This window comes from Halobellus sp. EA9 (assembly GCF_051195055.1).
GTDB classification, from domain to species: Archaea; Halobacteriota; Halobacteria; order Halobacteriales; family Haloferacaceae; genus Haloquadratum; species Haloquadratum rubicundus.
On the sequence record NZ_JBNTJW010000001.1, the window covers coordinates 416,456 to 429,731 of the forward strand.

Genomic DNA, 13,276 nt, shown 5'->3' on the forward strand with positions numbered 1-13,276 from the left:
GGGATTTGGCCGTCCGTTCAGTAGCACCGGTATGGGAACGAGCGAGGCGTTTCGCGGTCTGTTCTGTGTGGAGACCGGCGAGCGGTACGACGCGACGGCGACCGGCGAGAGCGACGCCGGCGCGCGGGTGGAAGCGCGGTACGACTGCGACACCGTCGACTGGACCGGCGGCGCGCTCGCCGACGCACCGCGGTCGATGTGGCGGTACGCCGACCTGCTCGCCTTCTCGGATCCGGTCACGGCCGACGAGGGCGGCACGCCGCTGGTCTCGGCGCCGACGCTGGCCGACGACGCCGGCCTCGGGAGCCTGTCGATCAAAGACGAGAGCCGGAACCCGACGGGGACGGTCTTAGACCGCGGCCTCGCGCCGGCCGTGACGGCGGCGCGCGAGGCCGATGCGGACCTCGCAGCGCTCGCGACGCCCGGGAACGCGGGGCAGTCGGCGGCCTCCTACGCGGGGATGGCCGGGATCCGCTCGTACGCGTTCGTCCCCTCCCGTGCGCCGTTCTCCAACAAGGCGATGGTGAACGTCCACGGCGGCGAGATGCGCGTCGCGGGCGGCCGCTACCCGGACGCCGAGGCCGCCCTCCACGAGCAGTTGCAGTCCGAGTGGTACACGCTCCAGGAGTTCGACAACCCCCACCGCCACGACGGGCTCAAGACGGTCGCCTTCGAGATCGCGGAGTCCGCGTCGTGGGACCTCCCCGACGCCGTCGTCGTCCCCGCAGGGACCGGGGAGGTCGTCGCCGGCGTCGCGAAGGGCTTCCGCGAGCTCCGAGAGATCGGCCTGATCGACGCGCTACCGCCGGTCTACGCCGTCCAGCCGTCGGGCTGCGCGCCGCTCGTCGCCGCCGCGGAGCGGGGAGACGAGACGGTAGAGCCCTGGGAGTCGCCGGACACGATCGTCGGCGAGCTGGAGATTCCGGAGCCGAAGGGCGCGGCCGCGGCGCTCGCGGCCGTCGAAGCGACCGGCGGGGCGTTCGTCGCCGTCGACGACGACGACAGCCTGGAGAGCGCGGTCGTCGCGGCCCAGGAGGCCGGCGTGGAGGTCGGCGCGGCCGGCGGCGTCGCGCTCGCGGGCGCCGGGACGCTCGCCGACGACGGCGCGCTCGGCTCCGGCGACGACGTCGTCGTCGTCAACACCGAATCCGGGACGAAAACCGCAGACGTACTCCGGAGCCACCTGATGGGGAAAGGAATCTAACTTTCTCGCGTTAGCGCTGATCGAGCGTCTGCCATCTATCGCACCTACTCGACATAGGATATTGTTTCGATCGATAGACTAATATTTTTAGAGCCGTCTAAATCAGGGTATGCTGAGCGACGTGATGGAGGACTACCTCAAGACGATCTATCAGATTCAGACCCGGTCGGGGCCGCCGGTCTCCACCTCCGCCGTCGCCGACGCGCTGGAGAAGACGCCGGCGACGGTGACGAGCATGCTGGACAAACTGGAGGAGCGCGGCCTCGTCGCCCGCGAGAAGTACAAGGGCGCCGAGCTGACGCCGGAGGGCGAGACCGTCGCGCTGGAGGTGCTCCGCCACCACCGGCTGCTGGAGGCGTACCTCGCCGAACGCCTCGATTACTCCTGGAGCGAGGTCCACGACGAGGCCGACGCCCTCGAACACCACATCAGCGAGGAGTTCGAGCGGCGCGTCGCCGAGGCGCTCGACGACCCGGTGGTCGACCCCCACGGCGACCCCATTCCCTCGGCCGACCTGGCACCCATAGAAGACGACGGCGCCTCCGCTCTTTCGGCGCACGAAGTCGGCGATCGGGTGGTCGTCTCCCGCGTGAGCGACCGCGACAGGGAGGAACTGGAGTACCTCGAAGACGCCGGCGTAACCCCCGGCACGGAACTGGAGATCGTCGACGTCGCCCCGTTCGGGATGCTCACAGTCCGGACCGAAACCGAGGGCGAACAGAGCCTGCCGGAGTCCGTCGCGGACGCGATCTACGTGCGACCCGTCGCCGACGCGGCGGCCCCGACCGATCCAGCCGAGGTGACCGACGCGTGACGACCTACGCCGAGATCCTGGTCGTCGCGTTCATCGCACAGCTTGCGGTGCTGCCCGGCGAGAAGGTCCAGTTCATCATCGCGGGGCTCTCGACGCGGTACAATCCGCTCGTCGTGGTCGCGGCCGCCGGCTCGGCGTTCGCCGGGTGGACCGCCCTCGAGATCCTGTTCGGGCGCGCGCTCCAGGCGGCGCTCTCGCCGGTCGTCCTCGACGCCATTACCGCGGGGCTCTTCCTGACGTTCGCGGTCCTCCTGTATCGCTCGGCGCCGTCGGGGCCGAACCCACAGAGCGGGGCGACCGAAACCGACGGCGGATTCGCCGACCTGGCGGGGCTCGACCTGCCCGCGCCGATCGACCGCCTGTCGGGCTCCTTCGGCGGATTCGTCCCGATCTTCGCGATGATGGTGACCGGCGAGTTCGGTGACAAGACCCAGCTCGTCACGGTCGGCCTCGCCGTCCAGTACGGCGCGACCTCCGCGATCTGGGTCGGCGAGATGCTCGCGATCGTCCCCGTCAGCCTCGCCAACGCGTACTTCTTCCACACCTTCGCCCACCGGGTCGATATGCGGAAGGCCCACTTCGCCTCGGCGGCGCTCTTCGCCTTCTTCGGCCTCGACACCGCGCTCTCGGTCGTGACCGGCTTCTCCGTCTGGGAGACCGTCGTCAGCGCGATCAGTACGGCCGTTCTCGCGCTCGTGTGAGGCGGGGCGGCGTGCGGCCCTCAAGGAGCCGCTTCGGACCTTTTTTCTCGATTCCGGTCGTCCCTTGGCGCAATGACGAGTCTCCTCGCGACCCTCTCTGCGGGCGCGGTCTTCGGGGTCGCGCTCGCGGCCCCGCCCGGACCGATGAACGCGATCATCGCCGAAGAGAGCGTCGTCCGGGGCTGGCTCGCGGGGTTCAAGGCCGGCCTCGGCGCGATGAGCGCGGACGCGATCTTCTTCGTGCTCGCCGCGCTCGGCGTCGTCACGTTCGTCGAGCAGTTCCCGCTCGTGCGCGCGGCGATGATCGGCGTCGGGGGATTCCTGATGCTGTACTTCGCGTACGGCGCCGCACGCGACGTCCGATCGTCGTTCCGTCCCGGCGCGGGCGCCGCCGACGAGTCGGACCCGCGAGTCGGGACCGGCTTCCGGAAGGCGTTCGTGCTGGCGCTTACGAACCCCTACCAGATCCTCTTTTGGCTCACGATCGGCGTGGGGCTGCTCCAGCCGGGCACGGTCGACGTGCTGGCGCAGACGCCCTACGTCGGGGACGCGCTGGCGGGGACTCTCGTGGTCTCCACGGGCTCGCCAGCGCTCGTCGCGGGCTTCTTCGGCGGGATCGTCCTCTGGATCACCGGCTTCCCGGCGGCGCTCGTCGGCGCCGAGCGGCGCGTCGAGGCGTTCGCGCCGATCGTCGCGGGACTGAGCGCGGTCGTCCTCGCGGGCTTCGGCCTGCTGTTCTTAGCCGAGAGCGCCGGGACGTTCCTCTGATCGGCCGCCGGCGCTCGGAGATTCACCGAGTCGCGGGTGAATTTCGAGCGCGGACCAGTATCTTCTAAGCCGCGCCGCAGAATACGTGAGCTATGTTCGAGAAGACGACGTGGATCAAGCTCCCGCGGAACGTGCTCGTCGGACACGGCGTCCTCGACGACCTCTCGGATGCGCTGGCGGAGCTCTACCTCTCGGGTCGGCCGCTCGTCGTGACGAGCCCGACGCCGAACGAGCTGGCCGGCGACCGGGTCCGCGCGCAGTTCGACGACCCCGCGACGATCACCGTCGACCAGGCGAGCTTCGACGCCGTCGAGCGCGTCATCGACGTCGCGGAGGCCGAAGACGCGGGCTACCTCGTCGGGCTCGGCGGCGGCAAGCCGATCGACACGGCGAAGATGGCCTCCGACCGGCTGGGCTGCGGCTTCGTCTCCGTGCCGACCGCCGCCAGCCACGACGGCATCGTCTCGGGGCGGTCGTCGATCCCGGAGGGCGACACCCGGCACTCGGTCGCCGCGGACCCGCCGCTCGCGGTCGTCGCCGACACCGAGATCCTCGCGGAGGCGCCCTGGGACCTCACCACCGCGGGCTGTGCGGACATCATCTCGAACTACACCGCCGTAAAGGACTGGCAGCTCGCCCACCGGCTCAAGAACGTCGAATACAGCGAGTACGCCGGCGCGCTCTCGCAGATGACCGCGGAGATGCTCGTCGAGTCCTCCGACGCGGTCAAGCCCGAGTTCGAGGAGTCGGCGTGGCTCGTCGCGAAGGCGCTGGTCTCCTCGGGCGTCGCGATGTCGATCGCGGGTTCTTCGCGGCCCGCCTCGGGCGCCGAGCACCTCATCTCCCACCAGCTCGACCGCCTGGTCCCGGGGCGCGCGCTCCACGGCCACCAGGTCGGCGTCGCCGCCGTCGTGACCGAGTACCTCCACTCCGGCGAGCGCGGGGAGTGGGCCGACATCCGCGACGCCCTGGAGGACGTCGGGGCGCCGACGACGGCCGCCGAACTCGGCATCGACGACGAGACCTTCCTGGAGGCGGTGACGACCGCGCACACGATCCGCGACCGCTACACGATCCTCGGCGACGGCGTCAGCGACGCCGCCGCGCGCGAGGCCGCGGCGTTTACCGGCGTGATCTGAAGAGAGGTGAGACGCGTTAGGCGTCGATTGCCGCGGATCCACTACGGGCGGGACTGGAAGGGGCCGGCGTCTCGATGTGCGAGACGACGCAAGCACCGCAGGCGAACGAACAGAGTGAATGAGCCGAGGACACAGCGAGTCGCAGCCGTCGAGACGCCGGGAGCTTCCGAGGTCTTGTCGGCGCTGTCTGTCTCAGAAACCACTCCCCAGTCATAGTCGGATCCGAAGACGGAATAGTGCCGAGTCCGGACGCTCCATTATGGCAACTGCGAGCGCCGACAACGCGGTAAAGCGGCACCCGCTGGCGGTCACGGCTGTCCTCTCGGTCGTCGGCTACGCCGCCGTCGTCGGGACCTTCCTCGGCGTCGTTCCCGAGAGCGTCTTCCCCGAGCTATCGCTCTCGGCGGTGAACACCCTCTCGGACGCGATCGCCCTCGTCAACGCCGTGAACGTCCTCGTGATCGCTGCGGGGTGGCGGTGGATCCGTCGCGACGAGGTGCGAAAACACGCGGCCGCGATGGTGACGTCGTTCGTCCTGATCCTCGTCTTCCTGGCGCTGTACCTCACCAAGATCGGGGGCGGCGGGACCAAGGAGTTCGTCGGCCCGGCCTTCGTCTACTACCCGTACTTGGCGATGCTCGCGATCCACATCGTCCTCTCGATCATCTCGGTGCCGGTGGTGCTGTACGCCATCGTCCTCGGGGCGACCCACACCCCCGAAGAGCTCCGCGCGGAGACGCCGCACCGCCGCGTCGGCCGGATCGCCGCCGGCGCGTGGCTCCTGTCGCTCTCGCTCGGCGTCGTCACGTACCTCCTCCTGAACCACGCGTTCTCCTGGGAGTACGTCGAGTCCGCCGCCGCGGCCGTGCTCCTGGTGGGCTGATCGACGCGGGGCCGGATCGCCACAGCCGGTCTCCCGCCCCCGGCGCCGACCGAACCGTTTTGGTCTCCCCTGTCGTCCCTCCCGCACCGTGGTCGAAGTAAGCTATACGCACGTCAGCATCGTCGCGGACGACCTCGAAGAGTCAGTCGAGTTCTACGAGTCGGTCTTCGGCCTGGAGCGCATTCCCACGCCCGACTTCGAAGAGCGGGTGCAGTGGTTCGCGGTCGGCGACCTCCAGCTCCACATCGTCGAGAGCGACGCCGAACCCCCGGCGTTCAATCACCACGCGCTCCACCTCGACGACTTCGAGGCCGTCTACCGGGCCGTCCGCGACCACGGGCGCGCCGCGGTCGAGCCCCTGCCGCAGATCGACCGGGGGTTCGTCGACGGCGAGCCGCCGGTCTACGTCGTCCCCTCGGGCGCGGTCCAGTTCTACATCCGGGACCCTGCGGGCAATATGATCGAGGTGAACTCCCCCGACGCCGACGACCTCGACGACTCGGTCGTCCGCAACGTCGTCGAGCGGACCGACATCGCCCCGCCGGGACCGAGCGAAGAGCCCGCGCCGATCTATATGGACGAGTGAGCCGCCGGTCCGCCGGCGCACGGCGGCGACGGTGGCTAGCGCGCGGCGGACCGACCGAATGTCGAGGATTTTTATCGCCCGGACGAAACCCTCGGGTATGCGCGTCGCGTTCGTCTCGCTGTATCCCGATCAACGCCGCTCGGACGGCGCGACGCGGCGGGCGCGGCGGGTCGCAGAGCGCCTCGCGGCGCGCGGCCACGACGTCGTCTTCCTCTGTGCCCAGTGGTGGGAGGGACCGCTCGACGCCTTCGAGCAGCACGACGTCCAGTACGTCGCGGTCACGGAGACCCCTTCCGCGCGGGCGTTCGCGTCGAAACTGCCGTTCGCCCTCCGGCGGGCCGATCCGGACGTGATCCACGCCGCCAACAGCCCGCCCTCGCAGGTCGCCGCCGCGCGGACGGCCGCGCGCGTCCTCCGCGTCCCGGTCGTCGTCGACTGGTGGGCGCGACGCGACGACGACACAGAGCGGATGTGCCGGCGCGCGGCGAAGAGCGCCAGTCGGGTGCTGGCGCCCTCCCGGCTCGTGAAGACGGACGTCCGCGAGTACGGCGCGACCGCCGACGACGTGGAGATCGTGCCCGAGTCGATCGACTTCGACCTCGTCCGCGACGCCGAGGTCGACACGCGCGCGGACCTCGTGTACGCGCGCCGCCTCGACGAGCACGCGAACGTCGAGTCGTTCCTGCTGGCGCTCGCAGAGCTCAGGGACCGCGACTGGCGCGCGGTCGTCGTCGGCGACGGCCCCGAGCGCGGGACCGCCGAGGAGACCGCCGCGGAACTCCGGATCGACGACCGCGTCTCCTTCCTGGGCGCGCTCGACCCCGAGGAGTTCGTCCCGATCCTCAAGGGCGCGCACGTCTTCGCCCAGACCGCGACCGTCGATCCGTTCCCCAGGGGACTGCTCTGGGGTCTCGCCTGCGGCTGTGTCGGCATCGTCGAGTACCAGGCGCGCTCCAGCGCCCACGAACTGGTCGAGAGCCGCGAGCGGGGCGCGCTCGTGACGAGCCCCCAGGAGCTGGCCGACGAGGTCGTCGCCGCCGCCGGGCAGGACCGCCGGACGGTGAACGAGGCGTTCGCGCGGTACGACCACGAGACCGTGCTGGACGGCTACGAGAGCGTCTACGAGGACGAGATCGACGACTACGGGTTCTTCTGAGACTTCTGAGACTTCTGAGACTTCTGCGACGAACGGCCGGAAGTCCGACGGCGTGACCGTCCCGGGAAGTTACGGTCCCCGTCCGTGTACGGCGGGGTATGGCGAGTGCCCTCCACCTCCTCGTCCGACTCGCACACGTCCTCGGGATGGCCGCCCTGCTCGGGGGCGTCGGCGTCGCGTGGCTGCTACTCCGCGGCGACGAGGCCGATCCCCTGCCGGCGCTCCGTCGATACGAACGGCTCTTCTGGGGCGCCCTCGGCGTGATGATCGCCACCGGCGTCGGCAACCTCGGCGCGCTCGGACCGCCGGGGCCCGAGACTCGGTGGGGGACGGTCCTGAGCAGCAAGCTCGCGGTCGTGATCGGCCTCGTCGTCGTCTCCGCGGTTCGCTCCCTCGCGGTGGAACGGCTCGAAGCGGCCAGCTCGGGACTCGCCTCGCCCGACCGCGATCGGCTCCGCGCCCTGTACGCCGTCACCGGCTGGGGCCTCGGGCTGGCAGTCGCCCTCGCGGAGGTGCTCGCCCATGGGTGACCGGGACGAGCGGGCCGAGGCCGACGGCGCCAGTCGGTTCGAGGCGTGGACCGTGGCGACCTTCGATCTGGCGGCGCTCTCGCTCGTCGTCGTCCTGGCCGCACACCTCTCCGGCGGGCTGACCGGCGCGCTCGCGGGGGCCGGCACCGTCCCCGGACTGGCCGCCTTCGGCTACCTGTGGGCGCTCGTCGTCGCCGCGGTCCGGTGGGTCCTGGCCGAGCGGAGCCTCCGGGACCGCGACGGCTCCCGTCGGGCGCTCCTCCGGCGGGGCGGCATCGGGGCCGCGGGCGTCGGCGTCGGACTCGTGGCGGGAGGCGCGCTCGTCGCCGGCGCGGTCGCCGCGCTTCGGGATCCGGAGTTCCTGATCACGGTCGCGATCGTCGGCGTCGTCGGCTCGGTGGTCGCCACCGTCGTCGGCGCGGTGGTCGGCGCGATTGCCGCCGGCTGCAACGTCGCGGTCGCGCGGGCGAGCGAGCGGATCGTCCCGGGACCGGACGACTACTCCTCGTCGAGTTCGTAGTCGCCGCCGTACTTGAGGAAGAAGAACGCGAGCCCCAGCGTGGCGACCATCGCGAACGTCGTCGCGACGCCGAGGGTCTTCGCGGAGTCGGGCACCTCGGGGACGTTCGACGGCGCGGGCGTCGAGATCGACTCGACGACCTCGATGGTGCCGACCATCCCCGCGCTCTTGTGCGGCGCGCAGTAGTACTCGTAGGTGCCGAGCGTCTCGAAGGTGTGTGTGTAGGTGAAGCCGCTGTTCTCGATCGTCTCGTGGCCCTGCCAGTTCGCGCCGTCGGGCTGACTCTCGACGACGATGTTGTGGTTGTCCGAGTCCCAGACGAACTTCACCGTCGTCCCCGGCGTGATCTGGAGCGGCTCGCTCGTCCCCGGCTCGAACACCAGGTCGCCGCCCGGCCCGACCGTCACGGTGGCCGTACCGCCGCCACCGCCGCCACCGCCGCCGCTGGTGGTGGTCTCCTGTGCCGCCGCGGTCCCCGCGGCGCCGGCTGTCGCGGCGGTACCGGCCGCCGTCGTGAGGAAGGCGCGACGGGACATCTCCGCGTTGCCGTCAGTCATACTCGGGCGTTGGGAGTCGCCTGTAGTGAATACTTTGGTTTGTCTGCCCGCGCGGGGGCCACAGCGGCCGCGAGCGGTCACTCGATCGCGTCGATCGACGCCACCGCCGGCGCGTGCCGGCCGCTCATCGATTCGATCTCCAGTTCGTACCACTCGGGATCGAGGTCGGGCGTCGGGCGGTCGAAGACGGCGAGGCCCGCCAGCGAGGCGTACTCCGCGAATACCTCCGAGGCGTCGAGGACCTCCGGCGATTCGTCGTCGATCCAGCGGAGGTCGCCGTCGATGATGACGCTCCGCCAGTCGTCGGGGCCGCGCCACTCGTAGGAGACGAGGGTGACGCGGGACGAGGACGCGATCCGTTCGCGCTTCGTGCTCTCGTCGTGGAAGACGAGCTGGAAGATACAGCGGTTCTCTAAGACGTCGTAGCCGAAGGAGATCGGGAGACTGTACGGCTCCTCGCCGGCGAACGAGAGCACGCCGTGTCCCTGCCGCGTGAGGAACGCCGTGATCTCCTCGTCTGTCATCTCGACGCCGACCTCGGCCTCTGGCATCGGTCCTCGTTGGACCCCGAGCGGCAAGAAAACCACGGCTCACGGACTCGGCCCCGAAGAGCAACTCTCAACGCGTTTGCGGTGGTTCCGGAACGTTTTTGCGGGTCCTGTGGCACCTCACGGCTATGGCAGACGTCGAGGCGGAACTCCGCCAGCAGTTCACAGACGCGTTCAGTGGCGCCGACTTCCCGGTCAGCAGTCAGATGGACCTCGTCCCGACGCTCCCGGACGGCCCCGGGACGAAGTTCGAGGCCGGCGACGTGACCCTCACCGCGATGGAGATGGCGGCGAAGCTCGGCTCGCACCAGGACTTTCCCTACAACGACGTCGAGTCGCTCGTCGACGACGTCATCGAGGGGCTCAAGGCCGAAGGGATGATCTGAGCCGACCGCCCGACGGCGACCGACCCGCCGCGCGGGTCGAGGGCGGACCCGAACGCTTTGGTCTCCCGGGGCGTAGCCGGCGGTATGGCCCACGACATCGAGCGGTATCTCAACGTCCGGAGCGCCTACGGCGCCTCGTTCGCCCCCGACGGCGAGCGCCTGGGGTTTCTGATGGACACGACGGGCGTCCCGCAGGTCTGGACGACGACCGAGCCCGGCGGCTGGCCCGAACAGCGGACGTTCTTCGAAGAGCGCGTCACCTTCGTCTCGTGGTCGCCCACGCGCGAGGAGTTCGTCTTCGGGATGGACGAGGGCGGCAACGAACGGGCGCAGCTGTTCCGGTACGACCTCCGCGACGGGTCGATCACGAACCTCACCGCCCACCCGGACGCGAAGCACCGCTGGGGCGGGTGGAGCCACGACGGCGAGCGCTTCGCGTTCGCGTCGAACCGCCGCGACGAGTCCGTCTTCGACGTCTACGTGCAGGGCCGCGACGAGGTCGGCGAGGACGCCGAACTGGTCGCCGAGGGCGACGGCTGGCTGACCGTCGGCGGCTTCTCGCCCGACGACTCGCGGCTCATCGTCGCGGAGGCGTACTCGAACTTCGACCAGAACGTCTCCGTCTGTGACCTCCGGACGGGCGAGCTGACCCACCTGACGCCCCACGAGGGGACCGTCCGTTTTCAGAGCGCCGAGTGGGGCCCCGACGGCGAGCGGCTCTACCTCGTCTCCGACCGCGACAGCGACACCCTCGATCTGTGGTCCGTCGAGGTCGAGACGGGCGAGTTCGCGCTCGTCGCGAGCGACGCCGACTGGGAGATCGACGGCGTCGCCGTCGACGACCGGAACGGAAGAGTCGTCTACTCGACGAACGTCGACGGCTACACCGAACTCACCGTCGGCGACCTCGTCGCGCCCGCGGGATCGGAATCGGGCCCCAAGATCGACGAGCGGCCGGCGCCGGATCTCCCCGAGGGCGTCGTGGGCGGCGTCGCCTTCGACGAGGGCGGCGAGCGATTCGCCGTGACGGTGACCCGGCGGGGCGACCCGGCGAACGTCTACGTGATCGATACGGGGGCGGAGACGGCGGTCGAAGCGGCCGACGGGCTCCGGCTCCCGGCCGAGCGCTGGACCCAGGCCGCCACCGCGGGCATCCCGCGGGACACCTTCGTCGAGCCCGAACTCGTCCACTACCCGACGTTCGACGGCCGCGACATCCCGGCGTTCTTCTCCCTCCCCGAGTCCGACACGAGCGCGGGCGAGACGCCGGTGATCGTCGACATCCACGGCGGCCCCGAGTCCCAGCGCCGCCCCTCGTTCAGCGCGGTCACGCAGTACTTCCTCGCGAACGGCTACGCCGTCTTCGAGCCGAACGTCCGCGGCTCGGCGGGCTACGGGAAGGCCTACGGCCACCTCGACGACGTCGAAAAGCGGATGGACTCGGTGCGGGACATCGAGGCGGGCGTCGAGTGGCTCGTGGACCACCCCGCGATCGACCCCGACCGCGTCGTCGCGATGGGCGGCTCCTACGGCGGCTTTATGGTGCTCGCGTCGATGACCGAGTACCCGGACCTGTGGGCCGCCGGCGTCGACGTCGTCGGCATCGCGAACTTCGTGACGTTCTTAGAGAACACCGGCGAGTGGCGGCGCGAGCTCCGCGAGGCCGAGTACGGCTCCCTCGAAGAGGACCGGGAGTTCCTCGAATCAATCTCGCCGCTCAACCGGATCGAGGAGATCCGCGCGCCGCTGTTCGTGCTCCACGGCGCGAACGACCCGCGGGTGCCGGTCTCGGAGGCCCACCAGCTCGTCGAGGCCGCCCGCGAGCACGTCCCCGTCCGGGAGCTCATCTTCGAGGACGAGGGCCACGGCATCTCGAAGCTGGAGAACCGCATCGAGGCCTACGGCGCGGTCGTCGACTTCCTCGATGAGCACGTGTGACGACGGCGTCGGGTGCCGGGACACACGACGGCCCTCGAACCCCGCGACGAGCACGGTTCGATCCGCGGAACTTCCCGGAAATCAGACGAATCGCCCGCTTCACCTCGGACCGTGCGAAGCGGCGCCCCGGACCGAGGGACGGCAGGTGTGCCGTGGGAACACGTCTCGTTCCGGAGGAACAGTCAGCCGACCGAACCTCTTAAAGCGTTGACGTGCCACCTTGGAGTGTATGTCGGGGGACCCCGCAGGCGGACGCGTTCTCCTCGTCACGTCCATCGGCGACGCGACCGACGGTGGATCCGACGAGGTCGAACGCGACTCCGGAGGGGAGTGGACGAGGGGGGGCACAGAGGCCGAGCCGGGGGGCGACGGCTGGCAGTTCGACGGGGACGGCGAGATAGACGCCAACGCGGAGGTGGTGGTCGAGACGCTGGAGGAGGAGCTCTCGGTCGAGGTCGTCGTCCGCTGCCGCGACACCGCCGTCGAGTACGTCGAGGAACTGGGGCCGACCCTCGACTGCGTCGTCGTCCTCGGCGACGATCGGGCGCTGATCCGCTCGCTCATCGAGGACGACGCGGTGCCGACGGTGGTCTACGAGCCGCCGTTCGTCGAGACCGTCGAGACGAGCGGCCCGACCGAGTCGACGATCAGAGAGCTCGTAGAGCGCGTCCGCGCCGAGGTCGGGGCCGCGAAGCGGACGAGCCACCTCCGGGAGTCGAACGCGCGGCTGACGGCGCTGAGTCACTTCGCCGAGGACATCACCGCCTGCGAGACCGTCGGCGCCGTGGTCGAGCGGACCCTCGACGCGACGACCCAGGCGCTGGCGTACGACTACGCGGTCATCTATCTGCTGGAGGGAGACCGCCTGCTCCCGCGGGCGACGTCGCTCCCGGACGCGTCGGTGCGGCCGCTCGGCGTCGACGAGGGAATCGCCGGGCGGACGCTCCGCAGCGGCGAGTCGGAGATCGTCTCGGATCTCCAGTCCGTCGAGGACGCCCGGCCGCAGACCGACGAACTCCACGCCGGCATCAGCGTCCCGATCGACGGCCGCGGCGTGATTCAGGTCGCGAGCGGGGCGCGCGCCGCCTTCGACGAGAGCGACCTGGAGTTCGTCGAGATCCTCGCCGGCTACGCCCGCGAGGCGCTCGAACGGATCGAACGGGAGGTGACGCTGCGGCGCGAGCGCGACCGGCTCCACGCCTTCTTCGACGGCCTGCCCGCGCCGGCGGTCTACGTGGAGCGACGCGACGGCGAGCTTCGGGTCGAGGAGGTAAACGGCGCCTACGACGAGCAGTTCGGGACGGTCCGGAGCGGCCGGCCGCTCGCCGACGTCGCCGACGTGTCGGAGACCGAACAGTTCGAGGCCGCGCTCGGGACCGCGGGCGTCTCGACGGGCGTCGTCGAACGCTCGACCGCGGCCGGCGGCGTGGGGACCTTCGCGCTGCACGTCGTCGCCGTCTCGCCGCCCGGCAGCGACGAGTGCGCCTACGGGATCTACGTCGATCCCGCGGACGACGGCTCCGTGCCGGGATACTTCGGCTGAGAG

15 protein-coding genes are annotated in these 13,276 nt (G+C 70.4%); 13 read left to right on the forward strand and 2 right to left on the reverse strand.

All coding sequences use genetic code 11. The annotated features are described in order from the left end of the window. The first annotated feature begins 31 nt into the window (after positions 1-31). From ACQUQ0_RS02150 to ACQUQ0_RS02195, 10 genes are all read left to right on the forward strand, one after another. Complete coding sequence (locus ACQUQ0_RS02150) at positions 32-1,204, forward strand: pyridoxal-phosphate dependent enzyme (protein ID WP_435182869.1); 1,173 nt, start codon at positions 32-34, stop codon at positions 1,202-1,204. Between the two features lie 109 nt (positions 1,205-1,313). Then, positions 1,314-2,018 (forward strand): metal-dependent transcriptional regulator, encoded by a 705-nt coding sequence (locus ACQUQ0_RS02155; protein WP_435182870.1) that lies wholly within the window; start codon positions 1,314-1,316, stop codon positions 2,016-2,018. After that, on the forward strand, positions 2,015-2,719 hold the full coding sequence (locus tag ACQUQ0_RS02160) for a TMEM165/GDT1 family protein (protein ID WP_435182871.1): 705 nt from the start codon (positions 2,015-2,017) through the stop codon (positions 2,717-2,719). The genes ACQUQ0_RS02155 and ACQUQ0_RS02160 overlap by 4 nt, the downstream gene beginning before the upstream one ends. 72 nt (positions 2,720-2,791) lie before the next feature. After that, positions 2,792-3,487, forward strand: a complete 696-nt coding sequence (locus ACQUQ0_RS02165; RefSeq protein WP_435182872.1) for a LysE family translocator — start codon at positions 2,792-2,794, stop codon at positions 3,485-3,487. 92 nt (positions 3,488-3,579) lie between these two features. Next, positions 3,580-4,626: an NAD(P)-dependent glycerol-1-phosphate dehydrogenase gene (locus tag ACQUQ0_RS02170; protein WP_435182873.1), complete on the forward strand. Its 1,047-nt coding sequence runs from the start codon at positions 3,580-3,582 to the stop codon at positions 4,624-4,626. A 259-nt stretch (positions 4,627-4,885) separates the two neighbouring features. Beyond that, positions 4,886-5,509 (forward strand): DUF420 domain-containing protein, encoded by a 624-nt coding sequence (locus ACQUQ0_RS02175; protein WP_435182874.1) that lies wholly within the window; start codon positions 4,886-4,888, stop codon positions 5,507-5,509. 88 nt (positions 5,510-5,597) lie between these two features. Next, positions 5,598-6,095: a VOC family protein gene (locus ACQUQ0_RS02180; RefSeq protein ID WP_435182875.1), complete on the forward strand. Its 498-nt coding sequence runs from the start codon at positions 5,598-5,600 to the stop codon at positions 6,093-6,095. Between the two features lie 97 nt (positions 6,096-6,192). Further along, positions 6,193-7,251 carry a glycosyltransferase gene (locus tag ACQUQ0_RS02185; protein ID WP_435182876.1) on the forward strand — a complete coding sequence of 353 codons (1,059 nt, stop codon included), beginning with the start codon at positions 6,193-6,195 and terminating at the stop codon, positions 7,249-7,251. 98 nt (positions 7,252-7,349) lie between these two features. After that, entirely contained in the window at positions 7,350-7,781 is a 432-nt protein-coding gene (locus ACQUQ0_RS02190) for a CopD family protein (protein ID WP_435182877.1), read from the forward strand. Continuing rightward, entirely contained in the window at positions 7,774-8,301 is a 528-nt protein-coding gene (locus tag ACQUQ0_RS02195; protein WP_435182878.1) for a hypothetical protein, read from the forward strand. The genes ACQUQ0_RS02190 and ACQUQ0_RS02195 overlap by 8 nt, the downstream gene beginning before the upstream one ends. Here the strand turns inward: ACQUQ0_RS02195 and ACQUQ0_RS02200 are convergent. After that, the gene (locus tag ACQUQ0_RS02200; RefSeq protein ID WP_435182879.1) at positions 8,280-8,858 is read right to left on the reverse strand and encodes a plastocyanin/azurin family copper-binding protein; all 579 of its coding nucleotides are present in this window, start codon (positions 8,856-8,858) and stop codon (positions 8,280-8,282) included. The two genes, ACQUQ0_RS02195 and ACQUQ0_RS02200, sit on opposite strands and share 22 nt — an antisense overlap. Positions 8,859-8,935: 77 nt before the next feature. Beyond that, entirely contained in the window at positions 8,936-9,409 is a 474-nt protein-coding gene (locus ACQUQ0_RS02205; RefSeq protein WP_435182880.1) for a pyridoxamine 5'-phosphate oxidase family protein, read from the reverse strand. A gap of 125 nt (positions 9,410-9,534) precedes the next feature. Here ACQUQ0_RS02205 and ACQUQ0_RS02210 point away from each other — a divergent pair, with 125 nt between their 5' ends. The 3 genes from ACQUQ0_RS02210 (at position 9,535) to ACQUQ0_RS02220 (ending at position 13,273) form a co-directional block, all read left to right on the forward strand. Beyond that, a complete protein-coding gene (locus ACQUQ0_RS02210) occupies positions 9,535-9,792 on the forward strand; it encodes an MTH865 family protein (RefSeq protein WP_372388109.1) in 258 nt (85 codons plus the stop codon). A gap of 84 nt (positions 9,793-9,876) precedes the next feature. Next, on the forward strand, positions 9,877-11,730 hold the full coding sequence (locus tag ACQUQ0_RS02215) for a S9 family peptidase (protein ID WP_435182881.1): 1,854 nt from the start codon (positions 9,877-9,879) through the stop codon (positions 11,728-11,730). 229 nt (positions 11,731-11,959) lie between these two features. Further along, a complete protein-coding gene (locus ACQUQ0_RS02220; RefSeq protein WP_435182882.1) occupies positions 11,960-13,273 on the forward strand; it encodes a GAF domain-containing protein in 1,314 nt (437 codons plus the stop codon). Positions 13,274-13,276 lie beyond the last annotated feature (3 nt).